Source organism: Pseudooceanicola marinus (assembly GCF_020177265.1).
In the GTDB taxonomy this organism is placed as follows: Bacteria; Pseudomonadota; Alphaproteobacteria; order Rhodobacterales; family Rhodobacteraceae; genus Pseudooceanicola; species Pseudooceanicola marinus_A.
Genome location: NZ_JAIVMC010000006.1, coordinates 327,002 through 344,225 on the forward strand (window position 1 = coordinate 327,002; position 17,224 = coordinate 344,225).

Genomic DNA, 17,224 nt, shown 5'->3' on the forward strand with positions numbered 1-17,224 from the left:
CCCCATGCATATCTACACCTGCCCCTTCTGCGGCCCCCGCCCGGAGACCGAGTTCCACTTCGGTGGCGAGGCCGGCAATGACCGCCCCGATGGCGACGTGCCCGCCCAGGCCTGGGCTGACTACCTGCACTACCGCCAGAATCCCAAGGGCGCGGCGCGCGAGATCTGGATCCACCTCACCTGCCACGAGGTCTTCGTGATGACCCGCGACACCGTGACCATGGCCGCCCAGCCGGGCGAGCCCATTCCTTCAGACACGACAGACAGGGGGGACGCATGACCGCCAGACGCCTCTCATCGGGCGGCGAGATCGACCGCTCGCGGCCCCTTACCTTCACCTTCGACGGCCAGACGATCGAAGGCTTCGAGGGGGACACGCTGGCCTCCGCCCTGCTCGCCTCCGGCCCGCGTGTTCTGGGGCGAAGCTTCAAGTACCGCCGCCCGCGCGGCCTTTACGGTGCGGGGGTCGAGGAACCCAACATCTCCGTCAGCTTCCACGACGCGGCCGGCGCACAGATCAACCTGCGGCCCACGATGCAGCCCGCCCGCGACGGGCTGGCGCTGCGGTCCGACAACACCGACCCGGATGCCGCCCATGATCGCCACGCGCTGATCGACCGGTTCTCGCGCTTCCTGCCGGCGGGGTTCTACTACAAGACCTTCATGTGGCCGAACTGGCACCTGTTCGAGCCGAAGATCCGCGCCATGGCGGGCCTCGGTACCGTGGATTCCGCGCTGACGGGCCCGGTCGCGGAACAGGTGAACCACTGGTGCGATACCCTGGTCATCGGTGCGGGGCCCGCGGGCCTGGCCGCCGCCCTGACGCTGGCCCGTGCCGGCGAAGAGGTGATGCTGATCGACGACGGCAGCCGCCCGGGCGGGTCGCTGCTGTGGCGCGAGGGCCGGATTGACGGCAAGGACGGCGCCACCTGGCTGGCCGACACGCTGGCCGAGCTGAACCGGCTGCGCGTCCGCGTGATGCCCCGCACCACCGCCTTCGGCATCTACGATCACGGGCTGGTGGCATTGAACCAGCGCCACGACGACGGCACCCCGGACACTCTTTGGCGCGTGCGGCCCACGCGCACGATCCTGGCCACCGGGGCCATCGACCGCCCATTGCCCTTCGACGGCAATGACCGTCCCGGCATCATGTCCGCCCATGCCGGCCTGACCTACCTGCGCCGCTATGCGGTGCTGCCGGGCCAGCGCATCACCGTCGCCTGCAACAACTCCACCGGGGCCGAAGTGGCCGCCGCGATGGCCCAGGCCGGGGCCGAGGTGACGTTGGTCGACGCGCGCCCCGACGCGGCGCCCGTGGCCGGCGTGCACAATCGCCCCGGTCGCATCGCCAGCACCCCCGGTCGCGGCGCCGTCAGCGAAGTGGTGCTTGAGGATGGCTCTGCCATCGCTTGCGACTGCGTGCTGGTCTCGGGCGGCTTCACCCCCACGATCCACCTCTATGCCCAGGCGCAGGGCAAGCTGGGCTGGGATGCCGACCAGTTGGCCTTCGTGCCCCGGACCGAGGTGACGGGCCAGACCCCCGTCGGCGCCGCCGCCGGTCACTTCACCCTGGGCGCCACCTTCGCCCATCTGGGCAGCACGCTTGGCCAGGCGCCGCAAGCGGAGGAGACACAGCCCTACGCCATCACGCCGGCCTGGCCCGACCCACAGGCCAAGGGGCGGATCTGGATCGACTACCAGCATGACGTGACCACCAAGGACGTCGCCCTGGCCGCGCGCGAAGGCTTCACCTCGGTCGAACATCTGAAACGCTACACCACGCTGGGCATGGCGACGGACCAGGGCAAGACCTCGAACATCGCCGGGTTGGCCCTGATGGGCGCGCTGACCGGGCGCGACATCCCGCAGGTCGGCACCACGACCTATCGCCCGCCCTTCACGCCCGTGCCCTTGGCCAGCCTCGGCGGACTGGAGACGGAACAGCGCATGGCGCCCCTGCGCCGTCTGACGCTGGAACCCGCGCATCGCGCCGCCGGCGCGACCTTCGGCGACTACGGCGGCTGGCTGCGCCCGGCCTGCTACGGTGCCGCCACAGAGGCCGACCAACCCGCCCGCATCCAGGCCGAGGCCGCGATGGCGCGCGACAGCGTGGCGCTTTTCGACGGCACCCCCCTGGGCAAGATCGAGGTCATCGGCCCGGACGCCGCCGAATTCCTGGATTTCATCTACTACAACACCGTCTCGACCCTGAAACCGGGGCGCTGCCGCTACGGGTTCATCCTGTCGGAAGCGGGCATCGTCTTCGACGACGGGGTGCTGGTGCGGCAGGATGAAAACCGCTTCCTCGTCTCCTGTTCGTCGTCGCATACCGCGGGCGTGCTGGCCCTGCTGGAGGAATGGCGCCAGGACCGGTTCCCCCGCGCGCAGGTGCATATCCACAACGCCACCGCCGAAACCTGCACCCTGACCGTCACCGGCCCCCGCGCCCGCGACGTGCTGCTGGCCGCCGGCGTGACCTGCGACGACGGGCTGTCGGATGAGGCCCTGCCGCACATGGCCATGGCCTGGGGCAGCTGGCAGGGGCAGGGCCTGCGGGTCACCCGGGTCAGCTTCACCGGCGACCGCAGCTACGAGGTCTCGATCCGGGCCGACCAGGCCGAGGCGCTGTGGGAGACCCTGCACACCGAGGCCCGGCGCCTTGGCGGCGGATTGCTGGGCGTCGAGGCGCTGCAGATCCTGCGCGCCGAGAAGGGGTTCATCATGATCGGCAAGGATACCGACGGGCTGACCCGCCCGATGGACCTTGGCATGACCGGCCCGCTGAGGCGCAAGAAGACCGAGTTCCTGGGCCGCCGCTCCCTCTGGCAGGAGGAAGCGCAGCGCCCGGACCGCAAGCAGTTCGTCGGGCTGGAACCCGCCGATGGCGCGGGCATCCTGCCCTGCGGCGCCCATGGCATCGACACCTCCGGCGCCCGTCCGCGCTCTCTGGGCCATGTCACCTCCAGCTATCACAGCCCCACGCTGGGCCGCCCGATCGCGCTGGCGCTGATCGAACGCGGGGCCGAGCGGATCGGCGAGGTGATCGAGATCCAGCATCTGGGCCAGCGCCGTCGCGCGCGGCTGACCGCGCCCTGCGCCTTCGATCCGAAAGGAGACCGCCTGCATGCGTGATCGCGCCCCCTTCTGGACCCCGGCCACCCGCCCCGAAGACATCCTGCTGGAGGGCGACTGGATCACCCTGCGCGGCCTGCCGCCCCTGCCCCAGGTCATGGTCAGCGGCGATCTGGACGCCTACCGCGCCGCGCATGACCTGCCGGAGGCCGTGGGCCTGCTGGCAGAGGCAGAGGACCCGCACTACGCCGTCCGCCTGGCCCGCCGGCGCATGCTGGTGGTGGGCACGGAGCTGTCGCCGCGTGACGCCGGCTGGTCGGCGGGCTGCGCTACATCTCCGATGACCGGCGCCCTTGCGGCGTTCGAGATCACGGGCCCCCGAGCGATGGACCTGGTGGCGCGCGCCACCGCGCTGGATCCGTACCGGCCCTCGCCCTCCGCCGCGCTTCTGTTCGCCGGAATGCAGGGGGTGCTCTACCGCCACGGCGAGGCCCTTCGCCTGCATATCGACCGCGGCCTTGCCGCCTATCTGGCCAATTGGGCCGCCGCGACCAGCCTCTTTCCGGACGGCGCGGACGCAGCGGCGCCCCAGACTTGACACTAATGTCCGGAAAAGATTGTCTCGCGGACAACAAAAATCTCCAAAGCCCGCCGAACAAGGCCATGGCACAACCTGACAGGGAGACACAGATGAACGGGAAACTCACCAAAACGCTGCTGCTGACCACCGCACTGGCCGCCATGACCGGCGCCGCGCATGCCGCCGACGTCACGCTGCGGATGGCCACCGACTCGGGCGCCGCCGGCTCTGCCGCCGGCGATGCGCTGGACCGCTGGGCGGCGCTGATCGAGGAGAACTCGGACGGCGAGATCGAGGTGGACGTCTTCTACCAGAACGAGCTGGGCGGCCAGCAGGACGTCTTCGACCTGTTCATGGCCAATGACGTACAGCTGATGATCAACTGGCCGATGACCTCCTACGACCAGCGCGTCGCGGTGGTCTATGCCCCCTACATCTTCTCCGACTGGGATGCAGCGCTTGCGGCCTATTCCGAGGGCGGCTGGATGAACGACGTCATCAACGACATCTACGGCGACCTGGGCCTGACCTTCTTCGGCGCCTGGCCCGAAGGGTTCAACGGCGTCGCCACCAAGGGCGGCTATGCCGTGACCCCGGACGAAGCGGCGGCGATGAAGATCCGCGTGCCCCCGTCCTTCCCGATGGCGGAAACCATCCAGGCCATGGGCTACCAGACCGCGACGATCGACTGGGGCGAGGTCTTCACCTCCATCCAGACCGGCGTGGTGGATGGCGACGGCGCCAATGTGATCTACTGGGACTACGAGTATTTCCGCGACACGCTGGACTACTACAACCGCATGAAACAGCAGTTCAACACCGGCATCATCTCGATGAACGAGGAAGCCTGGGACAGCCTGACCGAAGAGCAGCAGACCGTCGTGGCCGAGGCCGCCGCCGTGGTCATGGAAGAGGGCTTTGCCAACGCCAAGGCGCTGGACGATCACTACGTCGAGGAGGCCGAGGCCGCCGGCATGACCTACATCGAGCCCAGCAACGAGGAGCTGGCCCCCACCGTCGCCCGTGTGCGTGAGGTGGTCTGGCCGATGCTGGACGAACAGGTCGGCACCGAGATCATGGACGTGATCCGCGCCAACGCTTCCGAGTTCTGATGACCTCAGGCCGCTTTGAACGCAGACTGGCCGGCGCGCTTGGCGCGCTGGCCATCCTGGCAGGGCTGGTGACGGCCCTGCTGACCGGTTTCCTGGTGCTGGCGCGGTTCATCAACTACTCGGTCGTCGGCCTGCACGAGCTGATCCTGACCGCCGCCGTGCTGTTCTACATGCTGGGCGCCATCCTGGCCTCGCGCAACCGCGCGCATCTGGCCGTGGATTTCATCGACCAGCTGCTGACCACGCCCCGCGCCCGCGCCATCCATGCGCTGGTAGTGGCGGTACTGACGGTCATCGTCACCTGTTTCTTCATCTGGTGGACCTGGGAAATGTTCGCCTGGGGCATGCGCCGCCCGCAATGGACGCCGGCCTACCAGATCCCGCTGTGGCTGCCGCAGCTGTCGATCATGATCGGCGCCGTCGGCTGTTTCGCCTATGGGCTGCGCGACGTGGTGCTGGCCGTTCTCGACCTGCGCCAACTGAAAGGATAACCCCATGGACGCGCTTATCGCCCTGCCCATCCTGGTGGTGCTGATGGCCATCGGCCTGCCCGTGGCCTGGTCCTTCGCCGGCGTGCTGGCCTACCTCGTGTGGACCTTCGACGTGAACCTCAGCACGCTGATGCTGCAGGGTTTCCGCTCTCTCAACTCGCTGGTGCTGATCGCGCTGCCGCTGTTCATCCTGACGGGTTACCTGATGGAAACCGGCGGCATCGCCCGGCGCATCGTGACCTTCATCGGCCGGCTGGCCGGCGGACGCGCGGGCCTTGGCGGCGTGGTCGTCGTCTCCTCCGCCGTCTTCGGGGCCATCGCCGGCACCGCCAGCGCCGCCGTCGCCTCGATGGGCACGATCATGTCGAACCCGATGGCCGAGCGCGGCTATCCGCGCGGCTACATCGCCTCGCTCCTGGGGATCTCCTCGCTGCTCGGCATCCTGATCCCGCCCTCGATCACCATGATCCTCTTCGCCGTGGCCACGCGGCAATCGGTGGCGGCCTGTTTCGCCGCCTCCATCGGCCCGGCGATCCTGCTGATCCTGTGCCTGCTGATCTGGAACCGCCTGTTCGTCGGCACCCAGCCGCAGATCACCGAGGCGCCGAAGGACCCGAGCCTGACCCTGAGCCGCGCCACCCTGTCGGCCCTGCCTGCCCTGTCGCTGCCGATCATCATCCTGGGCGGCATCTACGGCGGCATCTTCACCCCGACCGAGGCCTCCGCCGTCGCGGCCCTGGCCCCCGCCGTCGTGGGCTTCGTCTTCTACCGGGAACTGACGCCGCGCCTCTTCGCCACCTCGCTGGTGCGCACGGCGGAAACCACGGGCTCGATCATCGTGATCCTGCTCTTTTCCTTCATGATCTCGCGCATCCTCAGCTTCGAACGGATCCCGCAGGACCTGGCCGAGGCCGTGCAGGGCTTTGCCGGCAACCCGATCTACGCGCTGCTGCTGGTCAACGCGGTGCTGATCATCGCGGGCATGCTGATGGATGACGTGTCGGTCACCGTGGTCGTGGCGCCGCTGTTCCTGCCGCTGATCACCGGCGCGGGCGTGGACCCGGTGCAATTTGCCGCCATCGTCGCCTGTTCGGTGGTGGTGGGCGCGAATTCTCCGCCCATGGCGCCGATCCTCTACATGTCGTGTCGGGTCTGCAACGCCTCGGTCATGGGGGCGGTGAAACCGGCGCTGTCGATGCTGATCTGCGTGGTCCTGCCGGTGACGCTGGCCACCACCTACTGGCCGGCACTGTCGCTGACCATCCCGCATCTGCTGGGTCTGAACTGACCGCCAGTTCGGCGCGGCTTTCTCCCCACCTGCCGCAGCCCCAGCAGTGCACCGCCGGCCCTCCCCGGGCCGGCGGTCGCGCCCCCCTCGGCGCGACATCGCAAACGGCCCCCCGGACCCTGCCGGGGCGGCCTTTGCCCAATTCCACATCCCGTTTTCATCCTGTGCACCAAGCCGACCGTTGCCTTCGGCAGATCTTCCTTGCTTTCTAGGGGCAAGAGGTGCCGCAGTGGAAATAAGGTGCTTGCAAACGATCTCCCCCAGGTTCGCCCGGCCGAGATCCAGCCGCGCCATTCCACCACGCGACCCCAGGAGAGCAAGATGAACGTCCATGATCCCGCCGCCGAGCTGCGCGCCAATGTCGCCGTGCCCTTCGAAAGGGCCCAGGCCATGCCGGTGTCGGTCTATACCTCGGAAAGCTTCCAGGCGCTGGAGCAGGAGCATGTCTTCGCGACGTCCTGGCTGTGCGCGGGCCGCGTGGACGCGTTGAAAGAGCCCGGCGATTACCTGACGATGGAGATCTCGGGCGAACCGATCCTTGTGCTGCGCGACCGCGAGGGCGTGCTGCGCGCCATGTCCAACGTCTGTCGCCACCGCATGTCGACCCTGCTGGAGGGACGCGGCCGCGTGCGCGTCATCACCTGCCCCTACCACGCCTGGACCTACGCGCTGGACGGCTCGCTGCGTGGGGCACCGGCGATGGACATGAACCAGGGCTTCTGCAAGGAGGCCAACAGCCTGCCCGCCATCCGCTGCGTCGACTGGAACGGCTGGATCATGGTCACCCTGAACCCCGACCTGCCCGAACCGCAGGAGCAACTGGCAGAGGTCGACGACCTGGTGGGCTACCTCGGCATGGCCGACTACGTGGAGACCTTCCGCGAAGAGCACCGCTGGAACACCAACTGGAAGATCCTGGCCGAGAACTTCATGGAGTCCTATCACCTGCCCATGTGCCACGGCGGCACCATCGGCGGCGCGGTGAACCTGCGGCAGATGACCTGCCCCGAAGGCAAGGCGCATTTCAACTATCACCACATCCTGAAGGACGACAGCATCGCCCTGTCGATCGCCCACAAGGACAACACGACGCTGCAGGGCAAGGACCGGCTGCGCACCTGGCTCATGGCGATCTACCCCTCGCTCTTGATTACGCTGACGCCGGGCTACTTCTGGTATCTCTGCCTGACCCCAGACGGGCCCGGCCACGTGAAGATCCTCTATGGCGGCGGGCTGCACCCCGACTTCGCCGCCGACCCCGACGCGGAGACACATTTTTCCGCATTGAAAGGCCTTCTCGATCACGTCAATGACGAGGATCGTGGATGCACCGAACGCGTCTGGCGCGGCATGCAGGGGCGGTTGGCCCGTCCCGGCGCGCTGAGCCATCTGGAACGCCCCAACTACGAATTCGCCCGCTGGATCGCGAACAGGATACCCGATGTCTGAAGACCCCCTCCGCCAGAACTTCCTAGAGGCCATGTCCCGTGCGGCCACCACCGTCAACGTGGTGACCACCGACGGCCCGGCGGGACGCGCCGGCGTCACCGTGTCGGCCATGGCCTCCGTTTCGGCGGATACCGAACGCCCCACCCTGCTGGTCTGCCTCTACCACAAGGTCAGCGCGGTGGACCCCATTCGCGAAAACGGCACCTTCTGCGTCAACGTCCTGCGTGAGGATCAGTCGCGGATCTCGGACGCCTTCGCCGGCCGGGTGCCCGATCTCGCCTCGCGCTTCGACGCTGGGTCCTGGCACGACACCTCCCTGGGCGTGCCGCGCCTCGACGGGGCCGTCTGCTCCTTCGTCTGCCGCATCGACGCGGCACAGCTTGTCGGCACCCACTACGTCGTCTTCGGCGCGGTGGAGGAGGTGGTGCTGGGCGCCCCCGGCAAGCCGCTGGTCCATGCCAACCGCGGCTATGCATCGCCCCTGGCGCTGGACGGCCACTGACCCGACGCACCGCGCCGGATTAGACCCGCAAGTCTTTATTCCCTGCCACCTGTCTGACCCCGATTGCCAAAGCTTTGGGCACAGGCTATCTGGCCGCCCGCATGGCGTCGGGCTTCGCTTTGCCCGCACCTCCCCCCGCCCTAGGCAGAAGGAAGGGAGGCACCGCTTCGGGCGTTGAAGACGTAAGGCACCCGGTTCGGTGACATTGTTTATGAGTAGGGAGGGGCATGGCACGCCTTGTATTCGATCTTGACGGGACGCTGATCGACAGCGCGCCCGACGTCCGCGGCATCGCCAACGGCATCCTGGCCGCGCTGGAAGCGCGCCCGCTGTCGCTGCCGGAAACGCGCCGGTTCATGGGGGAAGGGGTCCCCACCTTCGTTGATCGCATGATCGCCTCGCGGGAGCTGGACCCCTGCCTGAAACCGCGCATGCTGACGGAGTTCATGAAACACTACGACACGGCGGTCGAGCTGACCCGGGTCTACCCCGGCGTGCCCGAGATCCTGGCCAGCCTGTCGACCGAGGGCCACCGGCTGGGCCTGTGCACCAACAAGCCCGAACGTCCGGCCCGCGCGGTGCTGCGTCACCTTGACCTCGACGGCGCCTTCGACGCCATCGTCGGCGGTGACACGCTGAACTGCCGCAAACCCGATCCGGCGCCGCTGCACAGCACCTTCGACCGGCTGGGCGACGCAGGTCCCCAGATCTACATCGGTGACAGCGAGACGGATGCGGAAACCGCCCTGCGCGCCGACGTACCCTTCCTCCTCTACACAAACGGCTATCGCAAGGGCGGCGGGGGTCTGACCTGCCGCGCCGCCTTCTCGGACTTCGCGGAGCTGCCGGCCCTGGTCGCCCGCCTCAGCTGAGATCCCGGCGCGGCAGGCCGCCGCGCCCGGCCACCGCGATCACGCCCCCTCACGCCGCATCGCTTTGACAACCGGCGCCAGCCGTTGTCATCTGCGCGCGACGCCCCAGAGGGAGATCCCCCATGTCCGCGCCCGAGACCGCCACGCCCGCAGCCCCCCCGACCGACCGCTTCGACCTTTTCGTCATCGGCGGCGGCGTCAATGGCTGCGGCATTGCCCGAGACGCCGCGGGCCGCGGCCTGCGCGTCGGCCTGGCGGAAATGGGCGACCTGGCCGGCGCCACCTCCTCGGCCTCGACCAAGCTGTTTCACGGTGGTCTGCGCTATCTCGAATATTTCGAGTTCCGCCTGGTGCGCGAGTCGCTGATCGAACGCGAACAGCTTCTGAAGGCCATGCCGCACATTTCCTGGCCCATGCGCTTCGTGCTGCCGATCCACCCCGAGATGCGGTTCGAGAACTCGACCCCCACCTCGCGCCTGCTGAACCTGGTGATGCCCTGGATGAAGGGCCGCCGCCCGGCCTGGCTGATCCGGCTGGGCCTGTTCCTTTACGACACTCTGGGCGGGCGCGAGATCCTGCCCGGCACCAAGTCGCTGTCGCTGGACGGCACCCGCGAGGGCGCGCCGCTGAAGGACAGCCTGCACCGCGCGTTCGAATATTCCGACGCCTGGGTGCAGGACGCCCGGCTGACCGTGCTGAACGCCCGCGACGCCGCCCGTTGGGGGGCCGAGATCTGGCCGCGCACCAAGGTCACCGGCGCGCGGCCCCAGGGCGACGGCTGGCAGGTCGATCTGCAGGATACCGAGACCGGCGAGGCGCGCCAGATCACCGCCAAGGCGCTGGTCAATGCCGCCGGTCCCTGGGTCGCGGACATGCTGAACGGCACCCTGGGGCGCAATTCCGAGGCCGGCATCCGCCTGGTGCGCGGTTCGCACATCGTCACCCGGCGGCTTTACGATCACGACAAATGCTATTTCTTCCAGGGCTCCGACGGGCGCATCATCTTCGCCATCCCCTATGAACAGGACTACACCCTGATCGGCACCACCGACATGGACCACCCCGACCCCGATCAGCCCCCCGAGATCACCGAGACGGAGATCGACTATCTCTGCGCCTTCGCCTCGGAGTACTTCCGCGAGCCTGTGACCCGGACCCAGGTGGTCTGGACCTACTCGGGCGTCCGCCCGCTCTATGACGACGGGGCCTCCTCGGCCTCCGCCGCGACCCGCGACTATACCCTGCGAATGGAAGGCAGCGGCCCGCCCCTGCTGTCGGTCTTCGGCGGCAAGATCACCACCTACCGGCGGCTGGCGGAACACGCGATGGACCACCTGGCAGAGCATTTCCCGACGATCCGCGCGCCCTGGACCGCGGGCCGCCCCCTGCCCGGCGGCGACTTCCCGGTGGAGGAGGCCGAGCACCGCATCGCCGAGCTGCTGAAGGCCTACCCCTTCCTCGGCCCCTCGGGCGCGCAACGCCTCTTCCGCCACTACGGCACCGAAGCGGCGGAGATCCTGGGCGACGCCACCAGTGCCGCCGACCTGGGCCGCGACTTCGGCGCGGGGCTGTCGGAGGCCGAAGTGCGCCACCTGATGACCCGCGAATATGCCCGCACCGCCGAAGACGTGGTCTGGCGCCGCACCAAGCTCGGCCTACGTCTGAACGAGGACCAGATCGCCGCGCTGGACGCCTGGTTGGCCGAGGAACGGAGCCGTAAGAACAGCCCGACCTGACGGAAAGGTCAGACCAGAGGAAAACGGGAGGAGACCGCATGACCCATATTCTTGCCATCGACCAGGGGACCACCTCGACCCGGGCGCTGATCTTCGACGCCGACATGGCCCCCGTCGCCTCTGCCCAGCAGGAATTTCCCCAGCACTACCCGCAGTCGGGCTGGGTCGAACATGACGCCTCCGACCTGTGGTCCTCCACCGCCGCCACCTGCCGCGCGGCGATCGAGAAGGCGGGCGTCAGCCCGGACCAGATCGCCGGGATCGGCATCACCAACCAGCGCGAGACGACACTGATCTGGGACCGCGAAACGGGCCGCCCGATCCATCGCGCCATCGTCTGGCAAGACCGCCGCACCTCCGACCTCTGCGCCAGGCTGCGCGATCAGGGCCACGAGGCCCGGGTGACCGAGATCACCGGCCTGCTTCTCGATCCCTACTTCTCCGGCACCAAGGTCAAATGGCTGCTCGACACGGTCGAGGGCGCGCGCGAGGCGGCGGAGGCCGGCAAGCTGATGTTCGGCACCGTCGATACCTACCTGATCTGGAAACTGACCGGCGGCGCGGCCCATGTGACCGATGCCACCAACGCCGCCCGCACCCTGCTCTACGATATCGAAGCGGGCACCTGGTCGGAAGAGATCTGCGATCTGCTGGACATCCCCATGTCGATGCTGCCCGAGATCCGCGACTGCGCCGATGACTTCGGCACCACCCGCCCCGACCTCTTCGGCCGTCCGATCCCGATCTTGGGCGTGGCAGGCGACCAGCAGGCCGCCACCATCGGCCAGGCCTGTTTCACCCCCGGCATGGTGAAATCGACCTATGGCACCGGCTGCTTCGCGCTGCTGAACACCGGGGATGAACTGGTGCGCTCCTCGCACCGGCTGCTGACCACCGTGGCCTACCAGCTGGAGGGCAAACGGACCTATGCGCTGGAAGGGTCGATCTTCATCGCGGGCGCCGTGGTGCAATGGCTGCGCGACGGGCTGAAGATCATCCGCGAGGCCGCCGAGACCCAGCCGCTGGCCGAACGCGCCGACCCCACCCAGACGCTTGTGCTGGTGCCAGCCTTCACCGGCCTGGGCGCGCCCTACTGGAATGCCGACTGCCGCGGCGCGGTCTTCGGCCTGACCCGCAACTCCGGCCCCGCCGAGTTCGCCCGCGCCGCCCTGCAATCGGTGGGCTTCCAGACCCGCGACCTGCTGGAGGCAATGCACGCCGACTGGGACAGCGACGCCCATGGCCAAGGCGCCACCCTGCGCGTCGATGGCGGGATGAGCGCCTCGGACTACGCCATGCAGTTCCTGTCGGACATCCTCGGCGCCCCGGTGGACCGCCCGGCCAACGTGGAAACCACCGTGCTGGGCGCCGCCTGGCTGGCAGGCCACCGCGCGGGCCTCTACCCCGACCAGGCGGGCTTTTCCGAGAACTGGGCGCTGGACCGCTCCTTCGCCCCGGCGATGGAAGACGACGAACGCGCCCGCCTCTACGACGGCTGGAAGCGCGCCGTCACCGCCGCCCAGGGGTTCTGATCGGCGCGCCCCACTTTTGCCAGGGGCCCCTGCCCGGCTGCCACGGGCGGGACGCCGGCCACCCTTCGCCCTGCGCCCCTCCTTCACCTTGTCGGAAATACTCGCGGGGGGGAGTCCCGGCCCCGCCGGGACGGGGGGGGCAAGGCCCCCCTCCCCCGCCGGCCACGGGCGCAGCGCCCGGCTGATAGCGCGAAACCCCGCGTGGCAAGGCTCTGCAAACTTGCCTTCGCCCCGCCCAGCCTCTAGGGATTTGCGGGACGCCCCCGCACCCGGGGGCCTCCGCCTGTCCCCGGGCGCCGCCCGGATGACCGACCGTCCAACCGACGCCGCGCCGTTCCAGGCCGGACCTTCCGAAGATCGCGAAAGGGAGAAGAAACATGGCTGACAAACAGACGCCCGATATTGTGTATACCAAGGTAGACGAAGCGCCCGAACTGGCCTCCGCCTCCCTGCTGCCGATCATCCGGGCCTTCGCCGCGCCCGCCGGCGTGACCATCGGCACCCGCGACATCTCGCTCGCCGGCCGCATCATCGCCACCTTCCCCGAGTACCTGACCGAAGAGCAGCGCCAGGAAGACGACCTGGCCGCCCTGGGCGAGCTGGTGAAGACCCCCGAGGCAAACGTCATCAAGCTGCCCAACATCTCCGCCTCCGAGCCGCAGCTGGTGGCCGCGGTGAAGGAACTGCAGGCCCAGGGCTACGCCCTGCCCGACTACCCCTACGAGCCCGCGACCGACGAAGAGAAGGCCGTGCGCGCCAAGTACGACACCATCAAGGGCTCCGCCGTGAACCCGGTGCTGCGCGAAGGCAACTCGGACCGTCGCGCCGCCGCCGCGGTGAAGAAATACGCCCAGAACAACCCGCACCGCATGGGGGAATGGACCGCTGACAGCAAGACCACCGTCTCGGCCATGTCCTCGGGTGACTTCTTCTCGAACGAGAAATCCACCACCCTGGCCGAAGCCGCGACCGCCAAGATCGTGCTGGAAACCGCAGAGGGCGAGACCGTTCTGAAAGAGGCCGTCTCCTACCCCGCCGGCACCGTGGTCGACGCGACCTTCATGTCCGCCGCCGCTCTGGACGCCTTCCTGGCGGAACAGATCGAGGAAACCAAGAAGGCCGGCACCCTCTTCTCGCTGCACATGAAAGCCACCATGATGAAGGTCTCCGACCCGATCATCTTCGGCCACGCGGTGAAGGAATGGCTCAAGCCCGTCTTCGAAAAGTACGGCGACAAGATGAAGGAGCTGGGCGTGAACCCCAACGGCGGCCTGGGCGCCCTGCTGGAGCGCGTCAAGGACGAGCCGGAGATCCTGGCGGCCATCGAAGAGGTCCGCGAGACCCGTCCGCCGATGTACATGGTGAACTCCGACAAGGGCATCACCAACCTGCACGTGCCTTCGGACGTCATCATCGACGCCTCGATGCCCGCGCTGATCCGCGACGGCGGCAAGGGCTGGGGCCCGGACAACGCCCAGCACGACACCAACTGCGTGATCCCCGACAGCTCCTACGCGCCGGTCTATGACGCGACGATCGAGTACTTCAAGGCCAACGGCAAACTGGACCCGGCCACCGCCGGCACCGTCCAGAACATCGGCCTGATGGCCCAGAAGGCCGAGGAATACGGCTCCCACCCGACCACCTTCGAGATCCCCGCCGCGGGCACCGTGAAGATGATCCTGGAAGACGGCACCGTGCTGCATTCGCACAGCGTGGAGAAGGGCGACATCTGGCGCTCCGCCTCCGCGCGCAAGGCGCCGATCGAGGACTGGGTGAACCTGGCCATCGAACGTCAGGCCGAAACCGGCTACCGCGCCATCTTCTGGCTGGACGAAGCCCGCGCCCACGACGCCGAGCTGATCTCCTTCGTGAAGCCGATCCTGGAGGCCAAGGGCGTCGCCGACAAGTTCGAGATCATGGCCCCCCGCGAAGCCACCGTTGCCTCGCTAGAGACCATCACCAAGGGCGAGAACACCATCGCCATCACCGGCAACGTGCTGCGCGACTACCTGACCGACCTCTTCCCGATCCTGGAACTGGCCACCTCGGCCAAGATGCTGTCGATCGTGAAGCTGATGCAGGGCGGTGGCCTCTTCGAGACCGGCGCCGGTGGCTCGGCCCCCAAGCACGTCCAGCAGCTGATGGAAGAGAACCACCTGCGGTGGGATAGCCTGGGCGAGTTCTGCGCCTTGGGCGAGAGCTTCAAGTTCCTGGGCAATGCCAAGGGCAACGCCAAGGCCAAGGTGCTGGGCGAGGCGGTGGATGCCGCCACGCAGGGCATCCTCGACAACGGCCGGTCGCCCTCGCGCAAGGTGGGTGAGCCCGACAACCGCGACAGCCACTACTGGTTCGCCCGCTACTGGGCCGAAGCCCTGGCGGCACAGTCCGATGACGCAGATCTGGCCGGCCACTTCGCCCCGATCGCGGCCCAGCTGGCCGAGAAGGAAGCGGAGATCACCGGCGAACTGGCCGCGGCCCAGGGCCAGGCGGTCGATCTGGGTGGCTACTACCACGGCGATTTCGACAAGACCGCCGCGGTAATGCGCCCCTCGGCCACGCTGAACACCATCCTCGGCTGAACCGGCCCGCGCCACTGACATGAGAGCCCCCGCCGGAGAGGATCCGGCGGGGGTTTTCCTTTGCCCGGTCGCCGGTCTGTCGTTTCAGCTCGGGGCGGCGGACCACATGGCCGGGTCGATGCCGTGCTTGCGGATGCGGGAATACAGCGTCGTCTGCCGGATCCCCAGAAGTTCCGCCGCGCCGCCCGGCCCTGCAACGCGCCCGCCGGTCTGTTTCAGGCAGGCGATCAGGTTCTCGACCTCCAGCGCCCGCAGCTCTTGTTCGGTCAGGATTGTCCGCGCGGGTTTCGCCGAGGTGGGCAGCGACGCCTCCAGCCCCTCGATCTGCAACTTGTCCCCGGTCGACACGATCAGCGCCCGTTCCATCACGTTCTCCAGCTCGCGCACATTGCCGGGCCAGGGGTAGGCCACCAGCTTGCGGATCGCGCCGGTGGTGATCGTCGGTTCGGCCCGTTTCGTCCGGCGGCAGGCCAGGCGCAGGAAATGCGCGGCCAGGGGCGGGATATCCTCGGGGCGCTCGCGCAGGGGCGTCAGGGCGATCGGGAAGACGTTGAGGAAGAAATACAGATCCTCGCGGAAGCGGCCCGCGACCACCTCGCGCGACAGGTCGCGCGAGGTACAGGCGATGATGCGCACGTTGACGCGGCGCTGCCGGTCTTCACCGACGCGGGTCACCTGCTGGTCGCGCAACGCATCCAAGAGCCGCCCCTGGTAGTCCAACGGCAGATCCGCGACCTCCTCCAGGAACAGGGTGCCGCCATGGGCCAGCTCCAGCCGGCCGGCCTTGTCGATGCCGCGCCCATTGACCCGGACCTGACCGAACAGCTCGGTGTCGATATTGTCGGGCAGCGCGGCGCAGTTCAGCCGGATCATCGACCGGCGCCGCCGGTCCGAGGCCTTGTGCACCGCCGCCGCGATCAGCGACTTGCCCGTCCCGCTTTCGCCCGAGATCAGCACGTTGGCGTCGGTGGGCGCCACCAGCTCCACCTGTTTCAGCGTGCGCTGGATCGCCGGGGCCTTGCCCACCACGTCGTAATGCGCCCGGGCCGAGCTGATCTCCTCCTGCAGGTAGGCGTTTTCCTGTTCCAGCCGGTCGCGCAGCGCGTCGACCTCGGCCATGGCCTCGCGCAACCGACGCTCATTTTCCTTCCGGTCCGAGATGTCGCGGAAGATCACCACGGCCCCCGCCAGGACCTGCCCGTCATAGATCGGGGTCGAAACGTATTCGACCTGGATCGGCCGCCCGTCCTTGCGCCAGAAGACCTCATCCTCGACCCGGCTGACCCGTTCATTGCGGAAGGAATGATAGATCGGGCAATCGCGGTGATCGTAGCGGTCCCCGTTGAGGTGGCGATGGTGGATGATCGCATGGGTGTCGCGGCCCAGAAGATCCTCCGCCGACCAGCCCAGCATCTCCTGCGCGGCGCGGTTGACGAAGGTGGTCTGGCCGTCGGCGTTGATGCCGTAGATCCCTTCGCCGGCGGCATCCAGGATCAGTTGGTTCTGACGCTCCAGCTCGGAAAAGAAGGTCTGCGTGCGCTTCCATTCCAGCAGGCCGGAGCGGTGCAGATGCGCCGCCTCTGCGATGTCCTGCCTCGCCTGCAGCTCATCCAGCGGGACCAGCGCGATCAGCAGGCGGTGCCCGTCACGCCCGTCGATATAGGTGCCGGTCAGCTCGCAGGGGCGCGTCTCGCCATCGGGCAGGCGCAGGCCGAAGTCGCGGGTCCAGTGACGGCCGAAATGCTGCACCGCGTCGGCGAAGACCACGAGGTCGCCCGCCTTGCCATCGAGGTGGCGCAGAAAGCTGTCGCCGACCAGCGGGCGCCCAAACAGCCGTTCGGCATCCGGGTTGGCGGCGCAGACCCGGTCGGTTTCCGGATCGACACAGACGGCGGGCCAGGGCCAGAGGCCGAGGATCGAATCGGGGGCGAAGTCTTTCATGAGCAAAGATTACCGCATCGCAGCAATCTCGTTACGAAAAACCGTAAATTACGAAATTTCGCAA

The 17,224-nt window shown here is 68.1% G+C and carries 13 protein-coding genes; 12 read left to right on the plus strand and 1 reads right to left on the minus strand.

From position 1 onward, the window contains the following. The first annotated feature begins 4 nt into the window (after positions 1–4). From LC066_RS12435 to LC066_RS12490, 12 genes are all read left to right on the plus strand, one after another. Entirely contained in the window at positions 5–280 is a 276-nt protein-coding gene (locus LC066_RS12435) for a sarcosine oxidase subunit delta (RefSeq protein WP_224899392.1), read from the plus strand. After that, on the plus strand, positions 277–3,135 hold the full coding sequence (locus tag LC066_RS12440; protein ID WP_224899395.1) for an FAD-dependent oxidoreductase: 2,859 nt from the start codon (positions 277–279) through the stop codon (positions 3,133–3,135). The genes LC066_RS12435 and LC066_RS12440 overlap by 4 nt, the downstream gene beginning before the upstream one ends. Continuing rightward, the gene (locus LC066_RS12445) at positions 3,128–3,673 is read left to right on the plus strand and encodes a hypothetical protein (RefSeq protein WP_224899398.1); all 546 of its coding nucleotides are present in this window, start codon (positions 3,128–3,130) and stop codon (positions 3,671–3,673) included. Before LC066_RS12440 ends, LC066_RS12445 begins: the two co-directional genes overlap by 8 nt. Before the next feature lie 92 nt (positions 3,674–3,765). Beyond that, a complete protein-coding gene (gene dctP / locus LC066_RS12450; RefSeq protein ID WP_224899401.1) occupies positions 3,766–4,767 on the plus strand; it encodes a TRAP transporter substrate-binding protein DctP in 1,002 nt (333 codons plus the stop codon). Then, positions 4,767–5,258 carry a TRAP transporter small permease gene (locus tag LC066_RS12455; RefSeq protein ID WP_222481379.1) on the plus strand — a complete coding sequence of 164 codons (492 nt, stop codon included), beginning with the start codon at positions 4,767–4,769 and terminating at the stop codon, positions 5,256–5,258. The genes dctP and LC066_RS12455 overlap by 1 nt, the downstream gene beginning before the upstream one ends. Before the next feature lie 4 nt (positions 5,259–5,262). Further along, positions 5,263–6,546, plus strand: a complete 1,284-nt coding sequence (locus LC066_RS12460; protein ID WP_224899404.1) for a TRAP transporter large permease — start codon at positions 5,263–5,265, stop codon at positions 6,544–6,546. A gap of 321 nt (positions 6,547–6,867) precedes the next feature. Beyond that, positions 6,868–7,995, plus strand: a complete 1,128-nt coding sequence (locus LC066_RS12465; RefSeq protein ID WP_224899407.1) for an aromatic ring-hydroxylating oxygenase subunit alpha — start codon at positions 6,868–6,870, stop codon at positions 7,993–7,995. Then, entirely contained in the window at positions 7,988–8,497 is a 510-nt protein-coding gene (locus LC066_RS12470; protein WP_224899410.1) for a flavin reductase family protein, read from the plus strand. Before LC066_RS12465 ends, LC066_RS12470 begins: the two co-directional genes overlap by 8 nt. A 227-nt stretch (positions 8,498–8,724) precedes the next feature. Beyond that, a complete protein-coding gene (locus LC066_RS12475) occupies positions 8,725–9,369 on the plus strand; it encodes an HAD-IA family hydrolase (protein ID WP_224899413.1) in 645 nt (214 codons plus the stop codon). 122 nt (positions 9,370–9,491) lie between these two features. Beyond that, positions 9,492–11,105: a glycerol-3-phosphate dehydrogenase gene (gene glpD / locus LC066_RS12480; protein WP_224899416.1), complete on the plus strand. Its 1,614-nt coding sequence runs from the start codon at positions 9,492–9,494 to the stop codon at positions 11,103–11,105. 38 nt (positions 11,106–11,143) lie between these two features. Next, a complete protein-coding gene (gene glpK, locus LC066_RS12485; protein WP_224899419.1) occupies positions 11,144–12,637 on the plus strand; it encodes a glycerol kinase GlpK in 1,494 nt (497 codons plus the stop codon). A 377-nt stretch (positions 12,638–13,014) separates the two neighbouring features. After that, a complete protein-coding gene (locus tag LC066_RS12490; RefSeq protein ID WP_224899430.1) occupies positions 13,015–15,219 on the plus strand; it encodes an NADP-dependent isocitrate dehydrogenase in 2,205 nt (734 codons plus the stop codon). A gap of 84 nt (positions 15,220–15,303) precedes the next feature. On the opposite strand, the gene LC066_RS12495 is transcribed toward LC066_RS12490, so the two are convergent. Then, the gene (locus LC066_RS12495) at positions 15,304–17,160 is read right to left on the minus strand and encodes a sigma 54-interacting transcriptional regulator (protein WP_222481394.1); all 1,857 of its coding nucleotides are present in this window, start codon (positions 17,158–17,160) and stop codon (positions 15,304–15,306) included. Positions 17,161–17,224 lie beyond the last annotated feature (64 nt).

Coding starts and splice junctions, on each gene's coding strand:
- LC066_RS12465 (WP_224899407.1), top strand. CDS start 6,868: ATGAACGTCCATGATCCCGCCGCCGAGCTGCGCGCCAATGTCGCCGTG.
- LC066_RS12475 (WP_224899413.1), top strand. CDS start 8,725: ATGGCACGCCTTGTATTCGATCTTGACGGGACGCTGATCGACAGCGCG.
- LC066_RS12435 (WP_224899392.1), top strand. CDS start 5: ATGCATATCTACACCTGCCCCTTCTGCGGCCCCCGCCCGGAGACCGAG.
- LC066_RS12470 (WP_224899410.1), top strand. CDS start 7,988: ATGTCTGAAGACCCCCTCCGCCAGAACTTCCTAGAGGCCATGTCCCGT.
- LC066_RS12460 (WP_224899404.1), top strand. CDS start 5,263: ATGGACGCGCTTATCGCCCTGCCCATCCTGGTGGTGCTGATGGCCATC.
- LC066_RS12445 (WP_224899398.1), top strand. CDS start 3,128: ATGCGTGATCGCGCCCCCTTCTGGACCCCGGCCACCCGCCCCGAAGAC.
- LC066_RS12495 (WP_222481394.1), bottom strand. CDS start 17,160: ATGAAAGACTTCGCCCCCGATTCGATCCTCGGCCTCTGGCCCTGGCCC.
- LC066_RS12490 (WP_224899430.1), top strand. CDS start 13,015: ATGGCTGACAAACAGACGCCCGATATTGTGTATACCAAGGTAGACGAA.
- LC066_RS12440 (WP_224899395.1), top strand. CDS start 277: ATGACCGCCAGACGCCTCTCATCGGGCGGCGAGATCGACCGCTCGCGG.
- dctP (WP_224899401.1), top strand. CDS start 3,766: ATGAACGGGAAACTCACCAAAACGCTGCTGCTGACCACCGCACTGGCC.
- LC066_RS12455 (WP_222481379.1), top strand. CDS start 4,767: ATGACCTCAGGCCGCTTTGAACGCAGACTGGCCGGCGCGCTTGGCGCG.
- glpD (WP_224899416.1), top strand. CDS start 9,492: ATGTCCGCGCCCGAGACCGCCACGCCCGCAGCCCCCCCGACCGACCGC.
- glpK (WP_224899419.1), top strand. CDS start 11,144: ATGACCCATATTCTTGCCATCGACCAGGGGACCACCTCGACCCGGGCG.